The 25,630-nt window shown below is 71.1% G+C and carries 22 protein-coding genes, 1 tRNA gene, 1 pseudogene and 1 riboswitch; of the genes and pseudogenes, 23 read left to right on the forward strand and 1 reads right to left on the reverse strand.

Features of this window, described 5'->3' with window-relative positions; all coding sequences use genetic code 11:
* Positions 1-28 precede the first annotated feature (28 nt).
* Both EAO73_RS09180 and glyA (EAO73_RS09185) read left to right on the forward strand, forming a co-directional pair.
* A complete protein-coding gene (locus EAO73_RS09180; protein WP_147970895.1) occupies positions 29-1,087 on the forward strand; it encodes a Ku protein in 1,059 nt (352 codons plus the stop codon).
* 66 nt (positions 1,088-1,153) lie between these two features.
* A riboswitch (ZMP/ZTP riboswitch) is annotated at positions 1,154-1,280 on the forward strand.
* 39 nt (positions 1,281-1,319) lie between these two features.
* Positions 1,320-2,591 carry a serine hydroxymethyltransferase gene (gene glyA / locus EAO73_RS09185; RefSeq protein ID WP_147970896.1) on the forward strand — a complete coding sequence of 424 codons (1,272 nt, stop codon included), beginning with the start codon at positions 1,320-1,322 and terminating at the stop codon, positions 2,589-2,591.
* A 244-nt stretch (positions 2,592-2,835) separates the two neighbouring features.
* Here glyA (EAO73_RS09185) and EAO73_RS09190 read toward each other — a convergent pair.
* Positions 2,836-2,907: transfer RNA gene (locus tag EAO73_RS09190), tRNA-Arg, on the reverse strand.
* 216 nt (positions 2,908-3,123) lie between these two features.
* Between EAO73_RS09190 and EAO73_RS09195 the strand changes: the two genes are divergently transcribed.
* The 21 genes and pseudogenes from EAO73_RS09195 (at position 3,124) to atpA (ending at position 25,627) form a co-directional block, all read left to right on the forward strand.
* Positions 3,124-3,537: a response regulator gene (locus tag EAO73_RS09195; protein WP_147970897.1), complete on the forward strand. Its 414-nt coding sequence runs from the start codon at positions 3,124-3,126 to the stop codon at positions 3,535-3,537.
* A gap of 55 nt (positions 3,538-3,592) precedes the next feature.
* Positions 3,593-4,686 (forward strand): annotated as a pseudogene (gene nrtL, locus EAO73_RS09200) (ArgS-related anticodon-binding protein NrtL).
* 25 nt (positions 4,687-4,711) lie between these two features.
* The gene (gene lysA / locus EAO73_RS09205; protein WP_147970898.1) at positions 4,712-6,103 is read left to right on the forward strand and encodes a diaminopimelate decarboxylase; all 1,392 of its coding nucleotides are present in this window, start codon (positions 4,712-4,714) and stop codon (positions 6,101-6,103) included.
* Positions 6,104-6,228: 125 nt separating this feature from the next.
* Positions 6,229-7,530, forward strand: coding sequence for a homoserine dehydrogenase (locus EAO73_RS09210; RefSeq protein WP_191133973.1), 1,302 nt, complete (start codon positions 6,229-6,231; stop codon positions 7,528-7,530).
* A gap of 6 nt (positions 7,531-7,536) precedes the next feature.
* Entirely contained in the window at positions 7,537-8,607 is a 1,071-nt protein-coding gene (thrC, locus tag EAO73_RS09215; RefSeq protein WP_147970899.1) for a threonine synthase, read from the forward strand.
* Positions 8,608-8,946: 339 nt separating this feature from the next.
* Positions 8,947-9,864 carry a homoserine kinase gene (gene thrB / locus EAO73_RS09220; protein ID WP_147970900.1) on the forward strand — a complete coding sequence of 306 codons (918 nt, stop codon included), beginning with the start codon at positions 8,947-8,949 and terminating at the stop codon, positions 9,862-9,864.
* 406 nt (positions 9,865-10,270) lie between these two features.
* Positions 10,271-12,298 (forward strand): transcription termination factor Rho, encoded by a 2,028-nt coding sequence (gene rho, locus EAO73_RS09225; protein ID WP_147970901.1) that lies wholly within the window; start codon positions 10,271-10,273, stop codon positions 12,296-12,298.
* A 352-nt stretch (positions 12,299-12,650) separates the two neighbouring features.
* A complete protein-coding gene (locus EAO73_RS09230) occupies positions 12,651-13,751 on the forward strand; it encodes an LCP family protein (RefSeq protein ID WP_147970902.1) in 1,101 nt (366 codons plus the stop codon).
* A 145-nt stretch (positions 13,752-13,896) separates the two neighbouring features.
* Positions 13,897-14,121, forward strand: coding sequence for a 50S ribosomal protein L31 (gene rpmE / locus EAO73_RS09235; RefSeq protein WP_018102644.1), 225 nt, complete (start codon positions 13,897-13,899; stop codon positions 14,119-14,121).
* A gap of 151 nt (positions 14,122-14,272) precedes the next feature.
* Positions 14,273-15,349, forward strand: a complete 1,077-nt coding sequence (prfA, locus tag EAO73_RS09240; RefSeq protein ID WP_147970903.1) for a peptide chain release factor 1 — start codon at positions 14,273-14,275, stop codon at positions 15,347-15,349.
* 49 nt (positions 15,350-15,398) lie between these two features.
* The gene (prmC, locus tag EAO73_RS09245; RefSeq protein ID WP_147970904.1) at positions 15,399-16,244 is read left to right on the forward strand and encodes a peptide chain release factor N(5)-glutamine methyltransferase; all 846 of its coding nucleotides are present in this window, start codon (positions 15,399-15,401) and stop codon (positions 16,242-16,244) included.
* A 55-nt stretch (positions 16,245-16,299) separates the two neighbouring features.
* The gene (locus EAO73_RS09250; protein WP_147970905.1) at positions 16,300-16,947 is read left to right on the forward strand and encodes an L-threonylcarbamoyladenylate synthase; all 648 of its coding nucleotides are present in this window, start codon (positions 16,300-16,302) and stop codon (positions 16,945-16,947) included.
* Entirely contained in the window at positions 16,944-17,585 is a 642-nt protein-coding gene (locus tag EAO73_RS09255) for a protein-tyrosine-phosphatase (RefSeq protein WP_147970906.1), read from the forward strand. Before EAO73_RS09250 ends, EAO73_RS09255 begins: the two co-directional genes overlap by 4 nt.
* A gap of 77 nt (positions 17,586-17,662) precedes the next feature.
* A complete protein-coding gene (glyA, locus tag EAO73_RS09260) occupies positions 17,663-18,922 on the forward strand; it encodes a serine hydroxymethyltransferase (RefSeq protein WP_147970907.1) in 1,260 nt (419 codons plus the stop codon).
* A 114-nt stretch (positions 18,923-19,036) separates the two neighbouring features.
* On the forward strand, positions 19,037-20,458 hold the full coding sequence (locus tag EAO73_RS09265; protein ID WP_147970908.1) for an MraY family glycosyltransferase: 1,422 nt from the start codon (positions 19,037-19,039) through the stop codon (positions 20,456-20,458).
* Between the two features lie 262 nt (positions 20,459-20,720).
* Positions 20,721-21,158: a hypothetical protein gene (locus EAO73_RS09270; RefSeq protein WP_147970909.1), complete on the forward strand. Its 438-nt coding sequence runs from the start codon at positions 20,721-20,723 to the stop codon at positions 21,156-21,158.
* A gap of 226 nt (positions 21,159-21,384) precedes the next feature.
* On the forward strand, positions 21,385-22,206 hold the full coding sequence (gene atpB / locus EAO73_RS09275) for a F0F1 ATP synthase subunit A (RefSeq protein ID WP_191133974.1): 822 nt from the start codon (positions 21,385-21,387) through the stop codon (positions 22,204-22,206).
* A gap of 68 nt (positions 22,207-22,274) precedes the next feature.
* Positions 22,275-22,523, forward strand: coding sequence for an ATP synthase F0 subunit C (gene atpE, locus EAO73_RS09280; RefSeq protein WP_018102636.1), 249 nt, complete (start codon positions 22,275-22,277; stop codon positions 22,521-22,523).
* Between the two features lie 37 nt (positions 22,524-22,560).
* The gene (locus tag EAO73_RS09285; RefSeq protein ID WP_147970910.1) at positions 22,561-23,106 is read left to right on the forward strand and encodes a F0F1 ATP synthase subunit B; all 546 of its coding nucleotides are present in this window, start codon (positions 22,561-22,563) and stop codon (positions 23,104-23,106) included.
* Complete coding sequence (locus tag EAO73_RS09290) at positions 23,103-23,918, forward strand: F0F1 ATP synthase subunit delta (protein WP_147970911.1); 816 nt, start codon at positions 23,103-23,105, stop codon at positions 23,916-23,918. Before EAO73_RS09285 ends, EAO73_RS09290 begins: the two co-directional genes overlap by 4 nt.
* Positions 23,919-24,055: 137 nt before the next feature.
* A complete protein-coding gene (gene atpA, locus EAO73_RS09295) occupies positions 24,056-25,627 on the forward strand; it encodes a F0F1 ATP synthase subunit alpha (protein WP_147970912.1) in 1,572 nt (523 codons plus the stop codon).
* Positions 25,628-25,630 lie beyond the last annotated feature (3 nt).

The following is a 25,630-nucleotide window of genomic DNA, read 5'->3' on the forward strand; positions in this document are numbered from 1 at the left end:
TCGTATAAACGGATCCAAGGGGTGAACCGTGAGGTCCATCTGGAACGGCGCCATCTCCTTCGGGCTGGTCAGCATCCCGATCAAGCTGGTCAACGCCACCGAGAACCACTCGATCTCCTTCCGGCAGATCCATGTCGAGGACGGCGGGCGCATCCGCTACCGCAAGGTGTGCGAGCTGGACGGGGAGGAGGTGACCCCGGCCGAGATCGGCAAGGCCTACGAGGACGCCGACGGCACGATGATCCCGATCACCGACGAGGACCTGAGCCATCTGCCGCTGCCCACCGCCAAGACCATCGAGATCGTCGCCTTCGTCCCGGCCGACGCGATCGACCCGCTCCAGATGGACGCGGCGTACTACCTCTCCGCCAACGGCGTCCCGGCCGCGAAGCCGTACACCCTGCTGCGCGAGGCCCTGAAGCGGAGCCGGAAGGTGGCCCTCGCCAAGTACGCGCTGCGCGGGCGCGAGCGCCTGGGCATGCTGCGGGTCGTCGACGACGTGATCGCCATGCACGGGCTGCTCTGGCCGGACGAGATCCGCGCCCCCGAGGGCGTCGCCCCGGAGTCCGACGTGACGGTGCGCGACGCGGAGCTGGATCTCGCGGACGCGCTGATGGACACCCTCGGCGAGGTCGACATGGACTCGCTGCACGACGACTACCGCGAGGCGGTCGAGGAGATGATCGCGGCGAAGGCGTCGGGCGAGGCCCCGGAGCCGGCCGAGAAGGGCGCGAAGGGCGGCGGCAAGGTCATCGACCTGCTGGCCGCGCTGGAGAGCAGCGTCAAGGCCGCGAAGGAGGCCCGGGGCGAGGAGGGCGAGGAGTCCGTGGCAGACGTCACGCACCTCGCCGACCACAAGGCGTCCGGTGCCGACAAGAAGCCCGCGGCCGGCGGGGCCGCCAAGAAGTCCGCCTCCTCCCCGAAGTCCACCGGCGGCAAGAAGTCGACGTCAGGCGGTACGGGCAGGCAAGCGGCCAAGAAGACCGCCTCCAAGGGCACCGCCAAGAAGACGGCCGCGAAGAAGACGACGGCCAAGAAGCAGAGCGGGTCCAGGAACACGGCGTCCCGCAAGCGCGCTTCCGCCTGACGGGGCGGGCACCTCCCCGTGCGCCCGAATCACCGTTGCGCACCCCGTACGGGCGCCCGGTAGGGTGCGGAAGGCCGCGACTGGCGCGCACTCCCTCACGGGGGTGCTCAGTGGAATCGACCACGAGGAAGCGGCACACCCCGGGCACGCCCGGGGGCGTCATGCCGGAGAGCCGTCCGCCTGGGCATCCGGGTCCACGCCGCAGCCATGCGACCGACCCGGGAGGAACCCCGTGACCGCGTCCGTACCCGCACAGCCCCGCCACCCCGCCCTGGCGGGCGCCGATCCCGAACTCGCCGCCCTGGTGGCCGCCGAGGAGCGGCTCCAGGCCGACACCCTGCGCCTGATCCCGAGCGAGAACTACGTCTCCGCCGCCGTGCTCGAAGCGTCGGGCACCGTGCTCCAGAACAAGTACTCCGAGGGCTACCCCGGCAAGCGCTACTACGAGGGCCAGCAGGTCATCGACCAGGTCGAGACGCTGACCGCCGAGCGCGCCAAAGCCCTCTTCGGCATGGACCACGCCAACGTCCAGCCGTATTCCGGCTCCCCGGCCAACCTCGCCGTCTACCTGGCGTTCCTCAAGCCCGGCGACACGGTGCTCGGCATGTCGCTGCCGATGGGCGGCCACCTCACGCACGGCTGGGGCGTCTCCGCCACCGGCACCTGGTTCAACGGCGTCCAGTACGGCGTGCGCCGCGACACCGGCCGCGTCGACCTGGACGAGGTCCGCGACCTGGCCCTCGCCGAACGCCCGAAGCTGATCTTCTGCGGCGGCACCGCCGTACCCCGCGAGATCGACTTCGCGGGCTTCGCGGAGATCGCCCGCGAGGTGGGCGCGGTCCTGGTCGCCGACATCGCCCACATCGCCGGCCTGATCGCGGGCGGCGCCCACCCCTCGCCCGCCCCGCACGTGGACGTCGTCTCCACCACGACGCACAAGACGCTGCGCGGCCCGCGCGGCGCGATGCTCCTCAGCCGCGCCGAACACGCCCGCGCCCTGGACCGCGCCGTCTTCCCCGGCCTCCAGGGCGGCCCGCACAACCAGACCACGGCCGCCATCGGCGTCGCCCTGAACGAGGCGGCGACCCCGGACTTCCGCACCTACGCCCACGCGGTGGTGGCCAACGCCCGCGCCCTGGGCGAGGAGTTGGCGGCCCGAGGCTTCGATCTGGTCTCCGGCGGCACGGACAACCACCTGCTGCTGGTGGACCTCACGGCCAAGAACATCCCCGGCAAGCCTGCGGCCAAGGCCCTGGACCGCGCGGGCATCGTCGCCAACTACAACGCGGTGCCGTACGACCCGCGCAAGCCGTTCGACCCCTCCGGCATCCGCCTTGGGACGCCCGCGCTGACGTCGCGGGGCGTCCCGGTCTCGGAGATGGCCAGGATCGCGGACTGGATCGACCGCGTGATCACGGGTGACGAGGACACGATCGTGAAGGTGCGCGCCGAGGTGAGGGAGCTGATGGACGCGTACCCGGCCCCGGGCCTGCCGGTCGGCTGAGCCGCCGCGTACGACCGTGCCCCGCACCGGAGTTGTCCGGCGCGGGGCACTGCGCAGGCCGTCAGCCCCGGGCGGCGTACGCGATGATGTGGCGGTCAAAACCGCGAACAGCGCCGCCGTGCCGGCCGGCGCGCTGAGCCCGCCGATGCAGCGGAGGAGCGGCGCGGCCGCATCGTACATACGCGAAGACCCCGACTTCAGTGTTTCCACTGACGGCGGGGTCTTTTCGGCACTTCCTGCGAAGTGCCCCCGGCAGGATTCGAACCTGCGCACCCGGCTCCGGAGGCCGATGCTCTATCCCCTGAGCTACGGGGGCGTATCGCCGTGTTGCTCGGCGACGGGTGAAACACTACCAGCTCCGACGGGGTGCCCGTGAACAGGTATTCCGCGTCATCGCGTGACGGTGCGCGCCCCCTCGTACACACATCCGGCCATCCTTATGGGCGCTCCTCCGGGGGCGGAAGTGGGCAAAACCCGGACGCAGCCCCTCCGGCCCGCCTACTCTCGAAGGGTGTCAGGGGCATGCGGCCGCGTGCTTGTTGTCGACGACAACAAGGTCATCCGGCAGTTGATCAGGGTCAACCTCGAGCTGGAGGGCTTCGAGGTCGTGACCGCGGGCGATGGTGTCGAGTGTCTGGATCTGGTGCACCGGGTCCGCCCCGACGTGATCACGCTCGATGTCGTCATGCCCCGGCTCGACGGCCTCCAGACCGCCACCCGGCTGCGGTCCGACCCGCGCACCGGACATCTGCCGCTCGCGATCATCAGCGCCTGCACGCCGTACGAGGTGGACAACGGCGTCGCCGCCGGGGTCGACGCGTTCCTCGCCAAACCCTTCGAGCCGAGCGAGCTGGTGCGGCTCGTGCGCCGGCTGATGGAGCGGGGCCGGGCGCCCGTGTTCGACGGTGGACCGGGTGCCGGGCGGGCGGAGAGCTCCGCCGGCTGACCGCATGGCGAAACCGGTTCGCGAAGGGCCCCCCTCCCTCCCATACGCTGGTCCCGTGACCCCCGTCGATCTCTCCACGACCGTGCTGCACGCCGTGCGCCGCGCGGTCCGCGAGGACGCTCTGCGCGCGCCCGTGCCCGCGCGCGTACGGGTGGAGAGGACCCGGCCCGGCGGCCGCGGGGACTACGCCAGCGCCGTCGCGCTCCAGCTCGCCGGACCCGCCGGCCTGGGCGCGCGCGAGGTCGCCGCAATCCTCCGCGACCGGCTCACCGGCGCCCCCGGAGTCGCCGGTGTCGAGATCACCGGCCCCGGTTTCCTGAACTTCACGCTCGACGCCACCGCCCACCGCGACCTGGTGCACCGGGTACGGGAGGAAGGGGAGCGGTACGGGTACGGGGACGCCCTCGCCGGGCAGCGTCCGCTCCTCGTGCACGCCCGCGAGGTCCGGGCCGCCGTCACCGCCGACGCCGTCCGCCGTCTGCTGACCGCCCAGGGCGCCGTCGTACGCGTCAGCTGCGACGGGGAGCCGGACGCGGACTGGACACGGCTCGGGGCGAGCGCGGAGGCGTACGGGATCCCGCAGACGCCCGGCCCCGTCTCCCACGAACCCCCCGCGCCCGGCACCGTCCCCCCGTCCCCGCCGGCGAGACCGCTGCCGAACTGCTCACCCGCCTCGGCCCCGACGCCGCCCGCTGGGGCCTGCTCCGGGCCGCCGGGCACGACCGTGCCTCCCTCGGGCCCGAGCTGATCGCGCAGACCGAGGCCAACGCCCTCTTCCGGGTCCGGTACGCGCACGCCCGCGCCCGTGCCGTGCTGCGGGGCGCGGACCGGCTCGGGGTCGCCGTCGCGGGGCCCGGTGAGGACATCGACGCCACCGAGGTGTCCACCGCCCTGCTCGCGCTGCTCGACGCGTACCCCGCCGTACTCGCGGGCGCAGCCCGCCACCGCGCCCCCGACCGGCTCGCCCGGCACCTCGAAGCGGTCGCGGGCGCCTTCTTCGACTTCCACGACGCCGCCCCGCCGCTCCCCGTCGGGGACGGGAAACCCTCGGCCGCCCACCGCTCCCGGACGGCCGTCGCCGAAGCCGCCGGGACGGTGCTGGCCGGCGGCCTGTCCCTGCTCGGCGTCAGCGCGCCCGAACACCTCTGAAGACCCGAGAGAGCAGAGCCACACGATGAGCCGTTCCGCACACCCCGCCGGACCCCGTCACGCCGACGTCATGTCCGACGGCCACTACCTCGCCCCCGCCGACGACCTCAACGTCCTCGACGAGAAGGTGTGGTCCCGCACCGTCACCCGCGACGAGCACGGCGCCCTGACCGTCGCCGGAATCCCGGTCTCCCGGCTGGCCGAGGAGTTCGGCACCCCGGCCTACTTCCTCGACGAGGCCGACTTCCGGGCCCGCTGCCGCGCCTGGTCCGACGCCTTCGGGCCCGGGGCCGACGTCTTCTACGCCGGCAAGGCGTTCCTCTCCCGGGCGGTCGTGCGCTGGCTCAAGGAGGAGGGGCTCAACCTCGACGTCTGCTCGGGCGGCGAGCTGACCACCGCCCTGGACGCCGGGATGCCCGCCGAGCGCATCGCGTTCCACGGCAACAACAAGACCGTCGAGGAGATCGAGCGGGCCGTCGAGGCGGGCGTCGGACGCATCGTCCTCGACTCCTTCCAGGAGATCGTCCGCGTCTCCCACGTCGCGCAGAGCCTCGGCCGGCGCCAGCGCGTCCAGATCCGGGTCACCGTCGGCGTCGAGGCGCACACCCACGAGTTCATCGCCACCGCCCACGAGGACCAGAAGTTCGGCATCGCGCTGGCCGGGGGGCAGGCCGCCGAGGCGGTGCGCCGGGCGCTCACGCTCGACGGGCTCGAACTCGTCGGCATCCACTCCCACATCGGCTCGCAGATCTTCGACATGGCCGGCTTCGAGGTCTCCGCCCGCCGCGTCGTGCAGCTGCTCGCCGAGGTGCGCGACGAGCACGGCGTCGAACTGCCCGAGATCGACCTCGGCGGCGGCCTCGGCATCGCGTACACCTCCGAGGACGACCCGCGCGAACCGCACGAGATCGCCAAGTCGCTCGGCGACATCGTGACCCGCGAGTGCGAGGCCGCCGGGCTCGCCACCCCCCGTATCTCCGTCGAGCCGGGCCGCGCCATCGTCGGCCCGACCGCCTTCACGCTGTACGAGGTCGGCACCATCAAGCCGCTGGAGGGGCTGCGCACCTACGTGAGCGTCGACGGCGGCATGTCGGACAACATCCGCACCGCGCTGTACGACGCCGAGTACAGCGTCGCGCTCGTCTCGCGCACCTCGGACGCCGAACCGATGCTCGTCCGCGTCGTCGGCAAGCACTGCGAGAGCGGCGACATCGTGGTCAAGGACGCCTACCTGCCGTCCGACCTGGCCCCCGGCGACCTGATCGCCGTGCCCGCCACCGGCGCGTACTGCCGCTCCATGGCGAGCAACTACAACCACGCCCTGCGCCCGCCGGTCGTCGCCGTGCGGGACGGGGAGGCGCGGGTGATCGTCCGGCGCGAGACGGAGGAAGATCTCCTGCGTCTCGATGTCGGCTGATGCCGTATTTCCGGGGGCGTACCACGGTATCCCCGTAAACATCTCAGGATCCGGACGGGTGGCGGGAACACCCGTCCGGTGAGTGAGACTGGTCCGTACAACAGGTGTAAAGGAAACGAGGTCGGATGATGCGTACGCGTCCGCTGAAGGTGGCGCTGCTGGGCTGTGGAGTGGTCGGCTCAGAGGTGGCGCGCATCATGACGACGCACGCCGACGACCTCACGGCGCGCATCGGCGCGCCGGTGGAGCTCGCCGGTGTCGCCGTCCGCCGGCCCTCCAAGGTGCGCGAGGGCATCGACCCCGCGCTGATCACCACGGACGCGACCGCCCTCGTCAAACGCGGCGACATCGACGTCGTCATCGAGGTCATCGGGGGCATCGAGCCCGCCCGTACGCTCATCAGGACCGCCTTCGAGCACGGCGCGAGCGTCGTCTCCGCCAACAAGGCGCTGCTCGCCGAGGACGGCGCCGCCCTGCACGCCGCCGCCGAACAGCACGGCCGGGACCTCTATTACGAGGCCGCCGTGGCCGGTGCCATCCCGCTCGTCCGGCCGCTGCGCGAGTCGCTCGCGGGCGACAAGGTGAACCGGGTGCTCGGCATCGTCAACGGCACCACCAACTTCATCCTCGACAAGATGGACACCAGCGGCGCCGGCTACTCCGAGGCGCTCGACGAGGCCACCGCCCTCGGCTACGCGGAGGCCGACCCCACCGCCGACGTGGAGGGCTTCGACGCCGCCGCCAAGGCCGCCATCCTGGCCGGTATCGCCTTCCACACCCGGGTGCGGATCGGCGACGTGCACCGCGAGGGCATCACCGAGGTCACCGCCGCCGACATCGCCTCCGCCCGCCGCATGGGCTGCACCGTCAAGCTCCTCGCCATCTGTGAGCGCGCCGCCGACGGGGCCTCGGTGACGGCCCGCGTGCACCCCGCGATGATCCCGCTCAGCCACCCGCTCGCCTCAGTGCGCGAGGCGTACAACGCGGTGTTCGTCGAGGCGGAGGCCGCCGGGCAGCTGATGTTCTACGGCCCCGGCGCGGGCGGCGCGCCCACCGCGTCCGCCGTCCTCGGCGACCTCGTCGCCGTCTGCCGCAACAAGCTCAACGAGGCCCCCGGGCCCGGCGAGTCCGCGTACACGCGTCTGCCGGTGAGCCCCATGGGCGACGTCGTCACGCGGTACCACATCAGCCTCGACGTGGCCGACAAGCCGGGCGTGCTCGCCCAGGTAGCGACGGTCTTCGCCGAACAGGACGTATCGATCGATACGGTCCGCCAGCAAGGTCGACAGGACGGCAGCGGCGAGGCGTCGCTCGTCGTCGTCACCCACCGCGCGCCCGACGCCGCCCTCTCCGGGACCGTCGAGGCGCTGCGCAAGCTCGACACCGTGCGCGGTGTCGCCAGCATCATGCGTGTTGAAGGGGAGTAAGGACCCATGACCACCAAGGGCACCCACCAGTGGCGCGGCATCATCGAGGAGTACCGGGACCGTCTCCCGGTCACGAGCACGACGCCGGTCGTCACGCTCCGTGAGGGCGGCACGCCGCTCGTCCCCGCTCAGGTCCTCTCCGAGCGCACGGGCTGCGAGGTGCACCTCAAGGTCGAGGGCGCCAACCCCACCGGGTCCTTCAAGGACCGCGGCATGACCATGGCCATCACCCGGGCCAAGGAGGAGGGCGCGCAGGCCGTCATCTGCGCCTCCACCGGCAACACCTCCGCCTCGGCGGCCGCCTACGCGGTCCGGGCCGGGATGGTCTGCGCCGTCCTCGTGCCGCAGGGCAAGATCGCGCTCGGCAAGATGGGCCAGGCGCTCGTGCACGGCGCCAAGATCCTCCAGGTCGACGGCAACTTCGACGACTGCCTGACGCTGGCCCGCTCGCTTTCGGACAACTACCCGGTGGCGCTGGTCAATTCGGTCAACCCGGTCCGTATCGAGGGCCAGAAGACCGCCGCGTTCGAGATCGTCGACGCGCTCGGCGACGCCCCGGACATCCACGTCCTCCCGGTCGGCAACGCCGGCAACATCACCGCGTACTGGAAGGGCTACACCGAGTACGCCGGGGACGCCATGTCGACGCACAAGCCGCGCATGTGGGGCTTCCAGGCCTCCGGCTCCGCGCCCATCGTGCGCGGCGAGGTCGTCAAGGACCCGTCGACCATCGCCACCGCGATCCGCATCGGCAACCCGGCCTCCTGGAACTACGCGCTCGCCGCGCGCGACGAGTCCGGCGGCTTCATCGACGAGGTCACGGACCGTCAGATCCTGTCCGCGTACCGGCTGTTGGCCTCCCAGGAGGGTGTCTTCGTGGAGCCCGCGTCGGCGGCCTCCGTCGCCGGTCTGCTGAAGGCCGCCGAGGAGGGCAAGGTCGACCCCGGTCAGAAGATCGTCTGCACGGTCACCGGCAACGGCCTCAAGGACCCCGACTGGGCCGTCGCGGGCGCCCCGCAGCCGGTCACCGTCCCGGTCGACGCGGCCGCCGCCGCCGAGAAGCTCGGCCTGGCGTAACGCCGTACGACGAGGTCCCCGGGGCCGGTCCGCACACGGCGGGCCCCGGGGCACCGTGTGCGGACCGGCCCCGGAGGCTCCGCCCGCGCCACACCTCGTCAGAAACGGCACCCGACCGGCCCTTTCCGGTGCGGAGAGCGCATCGCGGGCGTGCGACACGCATCGTGCGCCTCCTGTGCGCCCTATGTCGCCACAGAACCTTCCTTCGATAAGCTGTACCCAACCCGCCCCGCCGCATCTGCCGGGGTGCCCCGGGCCGTTGCGGCTCCCCCCGAACACCATCCCCGCAGTCGCAGCGCCCCGAATCCCCGCCGCCTCACAAGGAGAGTCGTCACAGCGATGGCCGGTCCCGCCTTCCGAGCCGCCGCCGTCCGGGTGCGCGTCCCCGCGACCAGCGCCAACCTGGGCCCCGGTTTCGACGCCCTCGGCCTGTCGCTCGGCCTGTACGACGACGTCGTCGTCCGCGTCGCCGACTCCGGACTGCACATCGACATCGCCGGCGAGGGTGCGGACACCCTGCCCCGCGACGAGAAGCACCTGCTCGTACGGTCCCTGCGCACCGCCTTCGACCTGCTCGGCGGTCAGCCGCGCGGCCTGGAGATCGTCTGCGCCAACCGCATCCCGCACGGGCGCGGCCTCGGCTCCTCCTCCGCCGCCATCTGCGCCGGCATCGTCGCCGCCCGCGCCGTGACGACCGGCGGCGACGCCCGCCTCGACGACGCGGCCCTGCTGGAGCTCGCCACCGAGATCGAGGGCCACCCGGACAACGTCGCGGCCTGTCTGCTCGGCGGATTCACGCTCGCCTGGATGGACGGCGCGTCCGCCCGCGCGATCAGGATGGATCCCGCTGATTCCATCGTTCCGGTGGTTTTCGTCCCCGGCAAGCCGGTGCTGACCGAGACCGCCCGCGGCCTGCTGCCGCGCACCGTCCCGCACGTCGACGCCGCCTTCAACGCCGGCCGTGCCGCCCTCCTCGTCGAGGCCCTGACCAGGCGCCCCGAGCTGCTGCTCACGGCCACCGAGGACCGGCTGCACCAGGACTACCGCGCGCCCGCCATGCCCGAGAGCGTCGAACTCGTCGGCCGGCTGCGCGCCGAGGGCGTTCCCGCGGTCATCTCGGGCGCGGGACCGACGGTGCTGGCCCTGGCCGAGGACGGCGCGGCCGACAAGGTCGCCGCGCTGGCGGGCGAGGGATGGGCGGCCAACCGGCTCGCTCTCGACGCGCAGGGCGCGAGCGTCCTGCCGCTGGCGCCCTAGCGCGCCCGAGGCTGCTGGCCGAGAAGTGATTGCCGGTGAGTGAGAGGGGGAATGTTTGTTGGAGCCGGTAGTGTTAACCTCAAGTCTGCAATCGACGTCCATGAGGCGCGTTGCTTCGTGTCCCCTTCGGGACCACCATTTCTTCCGGGAGCCTCCCCAACTGCCTGAGCAGCCTGCCTGAGCAGTTGCGAGCACGCTCCGGAACCGGCACGACACCCCTCGCTCGTCCAGGAGTGGGCCGAGCAGGGGGATGCTCGCGCCGGGCCCCAGCACACCTCATCTCTCCGCCGTTCCATCCGGCGGACCACCGCCCCGGCACGGGCCGCACCAACCGAGGACCGCAGCCGGACAGCACAACCGGTCGCCGAGCCAGAAGGCCGACGTCCGCTCCAGGGAAGGACCCTTCGTGAGCGACACCACCGATCTGATGGGCGTGACTGCCGACAAGAGCGTCGACAGCGCCGCGCCCGCCGAAGGTGCTGCCACTGGCACCACCGCACGGCGCCGCCGCTCCGGCACCGGCCTTGACGGCATGGTCCTGGCCGAGCTGCAGCAGGTCGCGTCCGGCCTCGGTATCAAGGGCACCGCGCGGATGCGCAAGAGCCAGCTGATCGAGGTCATCAAGGAGGCCCAGGCCGGCGGCGGCTCCTCCGCCCCCAAGGCCAAGGCCGCCGCGGCCCCCGCCGAGGCGGCGGAGACCAAGCCGAAGCGCCGCGCCACCTCCAAGGCGCGCACCGGCACGGCCGACGAGACCGCCGCCGCGCCCGCCGACCAGGCCACGGCCCAGCAGCAGATCGACATCCCGGGCCAGCCGGCCAGCGACGACCAGCCCGCGGGCGAGCGCCGTCGCCGCCGCGCCACCGCGCAGGCGGGCAGCCCGGAGAGCAAGCCGGACGCCAAGGCGCAGTCCAAGGACCGCGCCCAGGACGAGCCGAAGCAGGACCAGAAGCAGGAGGCGCCCGCCGAGGGCTCCGACGCCAAGGCCGAGGCCGGTGCCGACAACGCCGAGGGGCGTCGCGGCGACCGCCAGGACCGCGGCCAGCGCGGCGAGCGGGGCGAGCAGCGCCGTGACCGCCAGCGCGACCGTCAGCGCGGCAAGGGCGACGACCAGCAGGGCGGCCGGCGCCAGGGCCAGGGCGGCGGCGGCCAGAACCAGGGCGGCAACAACGGCCCGCAGGACGACGGCTTCGACGACGAGGGCGGCCGGCGCGGCCGTCGTGGGCGCTACCGCGACCGCCGCGGGCGTCGCGGGCGCGACGACTTCGCGAGCGACGCCCCGCCCGTCAGCGACGACGACGTCCTGATCCCCGTCGCGGGCATCCTGGACATCCTCGACAACTACGCGTTCATCCGGACCTCCGGCTACCTGCCCGGACCGAACGACGTGTACGTCTCGCTCGCCCAGGTCCGCAAGAACGGCCTGCGCAAGGGTGACCACGTCACCGGTGCCGTGCGCCAGCCCAAGGACGGCGAGCGCCGCGAGAAGTTCAACGCGCTGGTCCGCCTCGACTCGGTCAACGGCATGGCGCCGGAATCCGGCCGCGGCCGCCCCGAGTTCCAGAAGCTGACGCCGCTCTACCCGCAGGACCGGCTCCGTCTGGAGACCGACTCCAACGTCCTGACGACGCGGATCATCGACCTGGTCGCCCCCATCGGCAAGGGCCAGCGCGGTCTGATCGTGGCCCCGCCGAAGACCGGTAAGACCATGATCCTCCAGGCCATCGCCAACGCGATCACGGTCAACAGCCCCGAGTGCCACCTGATGGTCGTCCTCGTCGACGAGCGTCCGGAAGAGGTCACCGACATGCAGCGGTCGGTGAAGGGCGAGGTCATCTCCTCGACCTTCGACCGTCCCGCCGAGGACCACACCACCGTCGCCGAGCTGGCCATCGAGCGCGCCAAGCGCCTCGTGGAGCTGGGTCACGACGTGGTCGTCCTGCTCGACTCGATCACCCGTCTGGGACGCGCGTACAACCTCGCCGCCCCGGCCTCCGGCCGCATCCTGTCCGGTGGTGTCGACTCGACCGCGCTCTACCCGCCGAAGCGCTTCTTCGGTGCGGCGCGCAACATCGAGGACGGCGGCTCGCTGACCATCCTGGCCACCGCGCTCGTCGAGACCGGCTCGCGCATGGACGAGGTGATCTTCGAGGAGTTCAAGGGCACCGGCAACATGGAGCTCAAGCTCGACCGCAAGCTCTCCGACAAGCGGATCTTCCCGGCGGTGGACGTCGACGCGTCCTCCACCCGCAAGGAGGAAATCCTGCTCGGCAGCGAGGAGTTGGGGATCGTCTGGAAGCTGCGCCGGGTGCTGCACGCCCTCGACCAGCAGCAGGCCATCGAGCTTCTGCTGGACCGGATGAAGAAGACCCAGTCCAACGCGGAGTTCCTGCTCCAGATCCAGAAGACCACGCCGGCCCCGGGCAACAACGACTAGTCGTCGCCCTCCGGCAGCGGTACACAGGGCCGCCCCCGCACTCCGGTGCGGGGGCGGCCCTGTGCCGTACGCCGTTGCCGTTCCGAGACCTTCGCCACACGGGCGCCCGCACGCGGGGCCGTCGTACGACCGTTGTACGAGCCACGAAACCGCAGGTGAACGCCGGAGCACGGGCCGTCTCCCCGTGCGTCCGAGCCGCCGGGTGCGCACCCGGCGGCCCCGGCTCCCTGTGCAACCCTTCTTGTCGCCGCCGCGTCGTACCCATCAGTGACGAACAAGCGCGACAAATCGGCACACAGACCCGCTCACCACTGCAGGGGGTAGCCGGGAGCAGCGAGGGAACGAGGAGAGCATGAGCGATCGAAGCGGGAGCAGCAGCCGAATACGGGCCACCGGCAAGCGCCGGAAGAAGGCGTCCCGCCGCCGGAAGGCGACGCGCATAGCCGTCTGGAGCCTGGCCGGCGCCGTCGTCGTCGGCGGTGCGGGGCTCGGATACGCGTACGTGCACCTCAACGGCAACCTCAAGGCCGTCGACATCAACTCGGCGCTCGGCAAGAACCGCCCCGAGAACGTCGACAACGGCTCCGAGGACATCCTCGTCCTCGGCTCCGACTCCCGCTCCGGCGCGAACGGCAAGTACGGCGCCGACGAGGGCGCGGCCCGCTCGGACACCGCGATGGTCGTCCACGTCAACAAGGGCCACAGGACCGCGAGTGTGGTCTCCATCCCGCGCGACACCCTCGTCACCCGCCCCGACTGCACCGGCGACGTCAGCGGCAAGCCCGTGGCCGGGCAGCAGCGCGCGATGTTCAACACGGCGTACGAGGTCGGCGGGCCGGCCTGCGCGGTCAAGACCGTCGAATCGATGTCCGGCATCCGCATGGACCACTACGTCGAGGTCGACTTCACCGGCTTCAAGAAGCTGATCGACAAGCTCGGCGGCGTCGAGATCACCACCACCAAGGCGATCGACGACCCCGACAGCCACCTGGACCTCCAGCCCGGCACCCACACCCTGGACGGCGAGCAGTCCCTCGGCCTGGTCCGCACCCGCCACAGCGTCGGCGACGGCAGCGACCTCGGCCGCATCCAGCTCCAGCAGGCGTTCATCAAGGCGCTGATGCAGCAGGTCAAGAGCGTCGGCGTGTTCAACGGCAGCAAGCTCTACGGCGTCGCGGACACCGCCACCAAGGCCATCACCACCGACTCCGACCTGGGCTCCGTCACCGAGCTCGCGAGCTTCGCCAAGGGCCTCAAGGGGCTCGGCTCGGAGGACGTGAACATGGTGACCCTGCCTGTCCAGTACGACCCCGCGGACCCCAACCGCGTCGTCCCGCTGGAGAAGGCCGACAAGCAGGTGTGGGCCGCGCTCAACGCCGACAAGCCGATCCCCGCCTCCGCCACGAAGCAGTCGGCGGGCGACAAGGGCGACGCAAGCAAGATCGTGAAGTGACCCGCGGCCGGCCCGGGAATACCGGGCCGTCGCCCCTGGTTTTGGGAGATACGGCCGGTCCTGGCAGACTGGTACGTCGGCCCCGGTTCACGGACGCGCAATCCGCGCGTACGACCCGGTGCCCTCCCGAACCTAGGAGACACCCTTGAAGCGCGACATCCACCCCCAGTACGTCGAGACGCAGGTCAGCTGCACCTGTGGCGCGTCGTTCACCACCCGCTCCACGCTGGACAGCGGCACCATCCGTGCCGAGGTCTGCTCCGAGTGCCACCCGTTCTACACGGGCAAGCAGAAGATCCTCGACACCGGTGGCCGTGTGGCCCGCTTCGAGGCCCGCTTCGGCAAGGGCGCCAAGGCCGCCGGCAAGTAGCGAGCCGTCCGCGCCGGTCCGCGGCGCCCTCTTCCCGGGGGCGCCGCGGCCGGCGTTTTTTTCCGGTCCGGGCACGGGGTCTCCGTATCCCGGCCCCGGCAGGCACCCACCGGCCGGCAGGCACGACGAGCGAAGGAACCAGGAGCCCGAGATGTTCGAGGCGGTCGAGGAACTGATCGGCGAGCACGCCGATCTCGAGAAGCAGCTCGCCGACCCCGCGGTCCACGCCGACCAGGGCAACGCGCGCAAGCTCAACAAGCGCTACGCGGAGCTGACCCCGATCGTCGCGACGTACCGCTCCTGGAAGCAGTCCGGCGACGACATCGTCACCGCCCGCGAGCTGGCCGCCGACGACCCCGACTTCGCCGCCGAGGTCAAGGACCTGGAGCAGCAGCGCGAGGAGCTCACCGAGAAGCTGCGCCTCCTGCTCGTCCCCCGCGACCCCAGCGACGACAAGGACGTGCTCCTGGAGATCAAGGCCGGCGCGGGCGGCGACGAGTCCGCGCTGTTCGCCGGCGATCTGCTGCGCATGTACCTCCGCTACGCCGAGCGCGTCGGCTGGAAGACCGAGATCATCGACTCCACCGAGTCCGAACTCGGCGGCTACAAGGACGTCCAGGTCGCCGTGAAGACCAAGGGCGGCAACGGCGCCACCGAGCCCGGCCAGGGCGTCTGGGCCCGGATGAAGTACGAGGGCGGCGTGCACCGCGTGCAGCGCGTGCCCTCCACCGAGTCCCAGGGCCGCATCCACACCTCCGCCGCCGGCGTCCTCGTGACGCCGGAGGCCGAGGAGGTCGACGTCGAGATCCACGCCAACGACCTGCGTATCGACGTCTACCGCTCCTCCGGCCCCGGCGGCCAGTCCGTCAACACGACCGACTCCGCCGTCCGCATCACGCACCTGCCCACCGGTGTCGTCGCGTCCTGCCAGAACGAGAAGAGCCAGCTCCAGAACAAGGAGCAGGCCATGCGTATCCTGCGCTCCCGGCTGCTGGCCGCCGCGCAGGAGGCCGCCGAGCAGGAGGCTTCGGACGTACGTCGCAGCCAGGTGCGTACGGTCGACCGCTCCGAGAAGATCCGGACGTACAACTTCCCGGAAAACCGGATCTCGGACCACCGCGTCGGCTTCAAGGCGTACAACTTGGACCAGGTACTCGACGGCGACCTCGACGCGGTGATCCAGGCGTGCGTCGACGCCGACTCCGCGGCCAAGCTCGCCGCCGCCTGAGCCCGTCCGCCCGCCCCGCCCCGCTCGTGAACCCGTACGGAGAACCGCGATGAACCTGCTGCTCGCCGAGGTGGCCCAGGCCACCCAGCGGCTGGCCGACGCCGGTGTTCCCTCACCGAGATTCGATGCCGAGGAACTCGCCGCGTTCGTGCACGGCGTCAAGCGGGGCGAGCTGCACCACGTGCCGGACGCCGACTTCGACGCCCGCTACTGGGAGACCATCGCCCGCCGCGAGGCCCGCGAACCCCTCCAGCACATCACCGGACGCGCCTTCTTCCGCTACCTGGAGCTCCAGGTCGGACCCGGAGTCTTCGTGCCACGCCCCGAGACCGAGTCGGTCGTCGGCTGGGCCATAGACGCCGTCCGCGCGATGGACGTCGTCGAGCCGCTGATCGTCGACCTGTGCACCGGCTCCGGCGCCATCGCCCTCGCCATGGCCCAGGAGGTCCCGCGCTCCCGCGTGCACGCCGTGGAGCTGTCCGAGGACGCCCTGAAGTGGACCCGGAAGAACGCCGAGAACTCCCGCGTCACCGTCCACCGGGGCGACGCGCTCAGCGCCCTGCCCGAGCTGGACGGCCAGGTCGACCTGGTCATCTCCAACCCCCCGTACATCCCGCTCACCGAGTGGGAGTACGTGGCGCCCGAGGCTCGCGACCACGACCCCGAGATGGCGCTGTTCTCCGGCGAGGACGGCCTCGACACCATCCGCGGCATCGAACGCACCGCCCACCGCCTGCTGCGCCCCGGCGGTCTCGTCGTCATCGAGCACGCCGACACCCAGGGCGGCCAGGTGCCCTGGATCTTCACCGAGGAGCGGGGCTGGGCCGACGCGGCCGACCACCCCGACCTCAACCGGCGCCCCCGCTTCGCCACGGCCCGCAAGGCGATGCCGTGACCGGGGGCCGACACCCGTACCAGCCCTACCCGTACATGCTTGAGGAGGCCGGCTGATGGCACGGCGATACGACTGCAACGACGCGACCGACCGTACGACGGGTCTGCGCGAAGCCGCGTCGGCCGTCCGCCGCGGGGAACTCGTCGTGCTGCCCACCGACACCGTGTACGGGATCGGCGCGGACGCCTTCAGCTCGGAGAGCGTCGGCGACCTGCTGGAGGCCAAGGGCCGGGGCCGCAACATGCCCTCGCCGGTCCTCATCGGCTCCCCGAACACCCTGCACGGCCTGGTCACCGACTTCTCCGAGCAGGCCTGGGAGCTCGTCGACGCCTTCTGGCCGGGCGCGCTGACGCTCGTCGCCAAGCACCAGCCCTCCCTCCAGTGGGACCTCGGGGACACCCGGGGCACCGTCGCCGTCCGGATGCCGCTGCACCCGGTCGCCATCGAACTGCTCACCGAGGTCGGCCCGATGGCCGTCTCCAGCGCCAACCTCACCGGCCACCCCTCGCCGGAGACCTGCGACGCCGCCCAGGAGATGCTCGGCGACTCCGTCTCCGTCTACCTCGACGGCGGCCCGACCCCCGGCATCGTGCCCTCCTCCATCGTCGACGTCACCGGCAAGGTGCCCGTCCTGCTGCGCGCCGGAGCGCTCTCGGCGGAGGAGCTGCGCAAGGTGGTACCCGACCTCGAGGTGGCCAATTGACCGCCCCCGAGGGGCGTGGCATAGCGGGGCGGTCCGACACTTTCCGCATCCTCCACGTCAGCACCGGCAACGTCTGCCGCTCGCCGATCACCGAGCGGCTGACGCGGCATGCCCTGGTGCACCGGCTCGGCGACCCCCTCCAGGGCGGGCTGATCGTGGAGAGCGCGGGCACCTGGGGACACGAGGGCGCCCCGATGGAGGCCAACGCCGAGGTGGTGCTCGCCGACTTCGGGGCCGACGCCACCGGCTTCACCGGCCGTGAGCTGCTGGACGAGCACGTGATCCGCGCCGACCTCGTGCTCACCGCCACCCGCGACCACCGCGCCCAGGTCATCTCCATGGGCCACTCGGCCGGGCTGCGCACCTTCACGCTCAAGGAGTTCACCCGGCTCGTCCGGGCCATAGACCCGGCGACCCTGCCCGACGCCGGCGAGGAGGGCGTCGTCGAGCGCGCCCGCGCCCTGGTCCGGGCCGCCGCCGCGCTGCGCGGCTGGCTGCTCGCGCCGACCGCGGAGGCCGACGAGGTCTACGACCCGTACGGCGCCCCGATCACGTTCTTCCGGTCCGTAGGCGACGAGATCAGCCAGGCCCTGGACCCGGTCGTCACCGCACTGACCGGCGTCTCCGCACCCCGCTGACCCCACGGCAGCGGGCAGCGGGCCCGTTACGGGCCTACATTGGAGCTACGCCAGTCCCCCCGGGCCCGGAGCCTCCGATGCCGGTCAACCGATCCGCCGCACCCTCCGCCGACGGCCGCCTGCCGCAGGACTTCGGCGCTCTGCTCCGCGAGGACCCGGAGATCGCCGGCGTACTGCTGGGCGAGCTGGACCGGCAGTCCGGCACCCTCCAGCTCACGGCCGCCGAGAACTTCACCTCGCCCGCCGTCCTCGCCGCCCTCGGCTCGCCCCTGGTCAACAAGTACGCCGAGGGCTACCCCGGCCACCGCCACCACGGCGGCTGCGACCGGGCGGACGCCGCCGAGCGCATCGCCGTCCAGCGGGCCACCGCCCTCTTCGGCGCGGACCACGCCAACGTCCAGCCGCACTCCGGCTCCTCCGCCGTCCTCGCCGCCTACGCCGCGCTGCTGCGCCCCGGCGACACCGTGCTCGCCATGGGACTCCCGTACGGCGGCCACCTCACGCACGGCTCGCCCGCCAACTTCTCCGGCCGCTGGTTCGGGTTCATCGGCTACGGCACGGACCCGGAGACCGGGCTCATCGACTACGCGCAGGTCCGCGCGCTGGCCCGGGAGCACCGCCCCCGGGCGATCGTCACCGGATCGATCTCGTACCCCCGCCACCCGGACCACGCGCTGTTCCGGGAGATCTGCGACGAGGCCGGCGCGTATCTGATCGCCGACGCGGCGCACCCGATGGGGCTGATCGCCGGGGGAGCGGCCCCGAGCCCGGTCCCGTACGCGGACGTGGTCTGCGCCACCACGCACAAGGTGCTGCGCGGGCCGCGCGGCGGGATGCTGCTGTGCCGCGCGGAGCTGGCCGAGCGCGTCGACCGGGCCGTCTTCCCGTTCACCCAGGGCGGCGCCCAGATGCACACGATCGCCGCGAAGGCCGTGGCGTTCGGCGAGGCGGCGGCACCGGCCTTCGCCGCGTACGCGCACCGCGTGGTGGCCCACGCCCGCGAGCTGGCCGCCGGGCTCGGCGCGGAGGGCTTCGGGATCGCCACGGACGGCACGGACACCCATCTGATCGTCGCCGACCCGGCCCCGCTCGGCGTCGACGGACCCACCGCACGCGACCGGCTGGCCGCCGCGGGCCTCGTGCTCGACACGTGCGCATTGCCGTACGGGGACGCCCGGGGCATCCGGCTCGGAACGGCCGCCGTGACGACGCAGGGCCTGGACACGGGGGACATGGCGCGCCTCGCGGTGCTGATCGCTGCGGCGGTGCGCGGGGAGGACGGGGTCCTGGCCCGGGTCCGTGAACTGGCCGCGGCCCATCCGCCGTATCCGGGGTGAGAGGGGCCCGTTGATCTTGCCGGGAAGAGCCGTGCAACCATCGCGGACAGCTTCGTGTCCTCAACCATGGGACCTGTCTAGTTAAGGTGTGGGCTGAGATGGCCGGCGATTTCTGTGGGGCAGCCCGTGCGTGATTACTTGCTGACACTCTGTGTCACGGCCGCTGTGACCTACCTGCTCACCGGACCGGTGCGCAAGTTCGCCATCGCGGTCGGGGCGATGCCCGCGATCCGTGCGCGCGACGTCCACCGCGAACCGACCCCGAGGCTCGGCGGCATCGCCATGTTCGGCGGGCTGTGCGCGGGGCTGATCGTCGCCAACCACCTCGCCAACCTCGACGGCGTCTTCGAGCTGTCCAGCGAACCGCGGGCGCTGCTCTCCGGGGCGGCGCTGATCTGGCTGATCGGTGTCCTGGACGACAAGTTCGAGATCGACGCCCTGATCAAGCTCGGCGGGCAGATGCTCGCCGCCGCCGTCATGGTCCTCCAGGGCCTGACGATCCTGTGGCTGCCGATCCCGGGCGTCGGCACCGTGGCCCTCACCCCGTGGCAGGGCACGCTGCTCACCGTCGCGCTGGTCGTCATCACGATCAACGCGGTCAACTTCGTGGACGGCCTGGACGGGCTCGCGGCCGGCATGGTCCTCATCGCCGCCGCCGCGTTCTTCCTGTACACCTACCGGCTCTGGTACGGGCACACCATCGAGGCCGCCGCCCCGGCGACGCTCTTCGCGGCGATCCTGATGGGCATGTGCCTCGGCTTCCTGCCGCACAACATGCACCCGGCCCGGATCTTCATGGGCGACTCGGGCTCGATGCTGATCGGGCTCGTGCTGGCGGCCGGCGCGATCTCGGTGACCGGGCAGGTCGACCCGGACACCATGAAGATCTTCGAGGGCAGTGAGCGCCAGGCGACCCACGCGATGCTCCCGGTGTTCATCCCGCTGCTGCTGCCGCTGACCATCATCGCCATCCCGGCGGCCGACCTGGTGCTGGCGATCGTGCGGCGCACCTGGAACGGCCAGTCGCCGTTCGCGGCGGACCGCGGCCACCTGCACCACCGGCTGCTGAACATCGGCCACTCGCACAGCCGGTCGGTGCTGATCATGTACTTCTGGTCGGCGCTGATCGCCTTCGGCGCGGTGGGGTATTCGGTGCACTCGACGTCCCTGTGGATCGTCCTGGTGATCGTGGGCCTGAGTGCGCTCGGCCTGATCCTGCTGCTGATGCCGCGCTTCACCCCGCGCGCCCCGCGCTGGGCTGAGAGCTTCGTACCGCCGCGCTACCGCCGCAGACGGCGTCGCGGAGAGGGGCCGGGTGCCGCCGTGCGGGACGAGGCCGCGGAGGGCCAACAGGGGCCCGCGGAAGGCCGGATGGACGCGGACGGACCCGACGGGCCGGGGGGCGGTCCGGGAGAGCGCGAGGAGGCCGCAGCGGCCCCGGTCGCCGCGGGCGCCGCGCGTGTCAACGGAGCGACCGCCATCGGCCACCGTTCGCGTATCGCCGACCGCCGGGCGGCCGGTTCCACCCGTCGCTGAAACGGTCATGGGCGCCCATTAACAGACAAATCGAATGGACGCCTCGCTCACACGTGCTCGTTAACCCTCACGTGTGACAGCAAGCACACTTTCTTGGTAAAGACCTCATCAAATAGTTTGTGATACCGTTCACGAAGCCCGGTGACAGAGCCGAAGGACCTGATGTAGCACGGTCCATCGGCCCGAGGCATCGACTCGGACCGGGCCCCTACGCTCGTCCATGACGACACACTGCCCACCCCCTGCAAGCGGAGCTGCCGCCATGCCGTCCAACGACGTCCGGACTCTCCTCCAGACCGCCGTACCCACCGCTGTCGCCGGCGCCGTAGCCGTCGCGATCAGCGCGGGTGTCGCCGGTGGCAAGGGGGCCCTGGGCGCGGTCTTCGGGACGGTTGTGGTCATCCTCTTCATGGGGATCGGGCTCGTGGTCCTGCAGCGGACCGCCAGGTCCATGCCCCACCTCTTCCAGGCGATGGGGCTCGCGCTCTACACGGCGCAGCTCCTGCTGCTCTTCATCTTCGTCGCCGTATTCAAGAACACCTCGCTGTTCAACCCGAAGGCCTTCGCGATCACCCTGGTCGCGACGACCCTCGTGTGGATCGGCGCACAGGCGCGTGCGCACATGAAGTCCAAGATCCTTTACGTGGAACCGGAATCCGACAAGGGTGACAAGCCCATGAAACCGGGGTCCGGAGCGTGAAGGGTAGGGGCGGAATAAGTGCGGGGTCAGGACCCTGCTATCGTCCGGTTCCAACTGCGGCACTGCGGGCGCGTGCATGTGAGCTGACGCCTGCTCGATCGCGAGGCTCACATGCCTGACTGCCGCTCACACATCCGAAACACCAGTCCAGTGCCGAACCGCGGCTGCGCGCCGCGCCGACACAACGAGGTTGCCGTACCTATGCGCCACGCTGAAGGAGCCCGCGGTGAGTGCTGACCCGACACAGGTGCTCGCCTTCGAGACCGATTGCCACCTCTTCGACGGTTGTGGCTTTCCGGCACCCGGCCTGCACTCGTTCCTGTTCGAGCCCCTCTGGGGTGACGCGGACAGCAACTTGTACTTCAACAAGACGATGCTGCTGGCCCTGCTCGGCTCGGTCATCATCGTCGGCTTCTTCTGGGCCGCCTTCCGCAAGCCGAAGTTGGTGCCCGGCAAGCTCCAGATGACGGCCGAGGCGGGTTACGACTTCATCCGCCGCGGCATCGTCTACGAGACGATCGGCAAGAAGGACGGCGAGAAGTACGTCCCGCTGATGGTCTCGCTGTTCTTCGTCATCTGGATGATGAACCTCTGGTCCATCATTCCGGTTGCCCAGTTCCCCGTGACGGCGATCATTTCGTACCCGGCGGTTCTCGCCGGAATCGTCTACCTCCTGTGGGTCGGCCTGACCTTCAAGAAGCACGGGTTCGTCGGAGCCTTCAAGAACTTCACGGGCTACGACAAGAACCTCGGCGGGGTCCTGCCGCTCTCGATGACCATCGAGTTCTTCTCGAACCTCCTGGTCCGGCCGTTCACGCACGCGGTCCGACTGTTCGCCAACATGTTCGCGGGCCACACGCTCCTGCTGCTCTTCACGATCGCCAGCTGGTACATGCTCAACGGCATCGGCATCGCCTACGCGGGCGTGTCGTTCGTGATGGTCCTCGTGATGACGGCCTTCGAACTCTTCATCCAGGCTGTCCAGGCCTACGTGTTCGTGCTGCTGGCCTGCAGCTACATCCAGGGCGCTCTCGCCAAGGGCCACTGAGCACCCCACCTCCTGAAGCACCCGGTGGCCAACCCCCACCGGACATTGAAAGAGAAGGAAGAACCGGCATGTCCGCTCTCCAGACCCTCGCCGCCGGCGTCGAAATCAAGGGCAACCTCGGCTCGATCGGTTACGGCCTCGCCGCGATCGGCCCCGGCGTCGGCATCGGCATCATCTTCGGTAACGGCACCCAGGCGCTCGCCCGTCAGCCCGAGGCTGCCGGTCTCATCCGCGCCAACCAGATTCTCGGCTTCGCCTTCTGTGAGGCGCTCGCCCTGATCGGTCTGGTCATGCCGTTCGTCTACCCGACCTCCTGACCGGTCGCGAACAGCCCATTCGACGGAAGGCACTGACGTGAACCAGCTGGTTCAGCTCGCGGCGGAGGAAGCGGAAAACCCGCTCATTCCGCCGATCCCTGAGCTCGTCATCGGCCTCATCGCTTTCGTCATCGTCTTCGGCTTCCTCGCCAAGAAGCTCCTCCCGAACATCAACAAGGTTCTGGACGAGCGCGGCAAGGCCATCGAAGGCGCTATCGAAGAGGCTGATGCGGCCCGGACCGAGGCCCGGAGCGTGCTCGAGCAGTACAAGGCTCAGCTCGCCGAGGCCCGTCACGAAGCCGCTCGTCTGCGCCAGGAGGCGCAGGAGCAGGGCGCCGTGATCCTGCAGGAAATGCGCGAGGAGGGGCAGCGCCAGCGCGACGAGATCGTCGCCGCCGGCCATGCCCAGATCGAGACCGACCGCAAGGCGGCCGCCGCCGCGCTGCGCCAGGACGTGGGCAAGCTCGCCACCGACCTGGCCGGCAAGCTCGTCGGCGAGTCCCTGGAGGACCACGCCCGGCAGAGCGGCACCGTCGACCGGTTCCTCGACGAGCTCGAAGCGAAGGCCGAGGCCGTCCGATGAACAGCGCGAGCCGCGAGGCACTGGCTGCCGCACGCGAGCGTCTCGACGCGCTGACCGACTCCACGTCGGTCGACGCGGCGAAGCTCGCCGAGGACCTGGCCGGCGTCACGGCGCTGCTGCACCGCGAGGTGTCGCTGCGCCGGGTCCTGACCGACCCGGCGCAGCCGGGCGAGGCCAGGGCCGAGCTGGCGGGCCGCCTGCTCGGCGGCCAGGTGGGCGGCGAAGCCGTCGACCTGGTCACCGGCATGGTCCGCTCGCGCTGGTCGCAGTCGCGTGACCTGGTCGACTCGGTCGAGGAACTGGCGAACACCGCCGACCTCACCGCCGCGCAGCGCAACGGCGACCTGGACGACGTCGAGGACGAACTCTTCCGGTTCGGCCGCATCGTCGCCTCGGACACCGCTCTGCGCGCCGCGCTCACCAGCCGGACCGCGACCCCGGCCGCCAAGGGCGAGCTGCTCCGCAGCCTGCTCGGCGGCAAGGCGCGGCCCACCACCGAGCGCGTCATCGTGCGGCTTGTCACCCAGCCGCGTGGACGTAGCCTGGAAGCGGGACTCGACTCCCTCTCCAAGCTCGCCGCGGAGCGCCGGGAGCGCATGGTCGCCATCGTCACCTCGGCGGTGCCGCTCAGCGACCGGCAGAAGCAGCGCCTGGGTGCGGCCCTGGCGAAGATCTACGGCCGCCAGATGCACCTGAACCTGGACGTGGACCCCGAGGTCCTCGGCGGGATCGCGGTGCGGGTCGGCGACGAGGTCATCAACGGCACCGTCGCGGAGCGCCTCGACGAGGCGGCCCGTCGCATGGCCGGCTGACACAAGCGCAGCGCAACAGAACAGAGCAAGACCAGCGGCCCGGTTGGGCCGTGCAGAAACTGCAGAAGATTCCTGGGGGTCGGCCCCCAGACCCCCTTAAGAAACTTCGGGCCCAACAAGGAGAGCAGGGAACCCAGATGGCGGAGCTCACGATCCGGCCGGAGGAGATCCGGGACGCGCTGGAGAACTTTGTCCAGTCGTACCAGCCGGACGCGGCCTCGCGCGAGGAGGTCGGTACGGTCAGCGTTGCCGGCGACGGCATCGCGAAGGTGGAGGGCCTGCCCTCCGCCATGGCGAACGAGCTGCTGAAGTTCGAGGACGGCACCCTCGGTCTCGCCCTCAACCTCGAGGAGCGCGAGATCGGTGCGATCGTCCTCGGCGAGTTCAGCGGCATCGAGGAGGGCCAGCCGGTGCAGCGCACCGGTGAGGTGCTCTCCGTCGGCGTCGGCGAGGGTTACCTCGGCCGCGTCGTCGACCCGCTCGGCAACCCGATCGACGGTCTCGGCGAGATCGCGACCGACGGCCGCCGCGCCCTCGAGCTGCAGGCCCCTGGCGTCATGGTCCGCAAGTCGGTGCACGAGCCGATGCAGACCGGCTACAAGGCCGTCGACGCCATGGTGCCGATCGGCCGCGGCCAGCGTCAGCTGATCATCGGCGACCGTCAGACGGGCAAGACCGCTCTGGCCGTCGACACGATCATCAACCAGCGCGACAACTGGCGCTCGGGCGACGTGAACAAGCAGGTGCGCTGCATCTACGTCGCCATCGGTCAGAAGGGCTCCACCATCGCCTCCGTGCGCGGTGCCCTCGAAGAGGCCGGCGCGCTCGAGTACACGACCATCGTCGCCGCCCCGGCGTCCGACCCGGCCGGCTTCAAGTACCTGGCGCCGTACACCGGTTCGGCCATCGGCCAGCACTGGATGTACCAGGGCAAGCACGTCCTGATCATCTTCGACGACCTCTCGAAGCAGGCCGACGCCTACCGCGCCGTGTCCCTGCTGCTGCGCCGTCCGCCGGGCCGCGAGGCCTACCCGGGCGACGTCTTCTACCTCCACTCGCGTCTGCTGGAGCGCTGCGCCAAGCTCTCCGACGACATGGGTGCCGGTTCGATGACGGGCCTCCCGATCGTCGAGACCAAGGCGAACGACGTGTCGGCGTTCATTCCGACCAACGTCATCTCCATCACCGACGGCCAGTGCTTCCTGGAGTCCGACCTGTTCAACGCCGGCCAGCGTCCGGCCCTGAACGTCGGCATCTCGGTCTCCCGCGTCGGTGGCTCCGCCCAGCACAAGGCCATGCGCCAGGTGTCCGGCCGGCTCCGCGTGGACCTCGCCCAGTACCGCGAGCTGGAGGCGTTCGCCGCCTTCGGTTCCGACCTGGACGCGGCCTCGAAGGCTTCGCTGGAGCGCGGTAAGCGCATGGTCGAGCTGCTGAAGCAGCCGCAGTACGCCCCGTTCCCGGTCGAGGAGCAGGTCGTCTCCGTCTGGGCCGGCACCAACGGCAAGATGGACGACGTCCCGGTCGAGGACATCCGCCGCTTCGAGTCGGAGCTGCTGGAGTACCTGCGCCGCGAGCGCAAGGACCTCCTGACCAGCATCCGCGAGGGCGCCAAGATGTCCGACGACACGCTGCAGGCGATTGCCGACGCCGTCGCCGCCTTCAAGCAGCAGTTCGAGACCTCGGACGGCAAGCTCCTGGGCGAGGGCTGATCG

Origin of the sequence: Streptomyces sp. col6 (genome assembly GCF_008042035.1) — a bacterium.
Classification (GTDB): Bacteria; Actinomycetota; Actinomycetes; order Streptomycetales; family Streptomycetaceae; genus Streptomyces.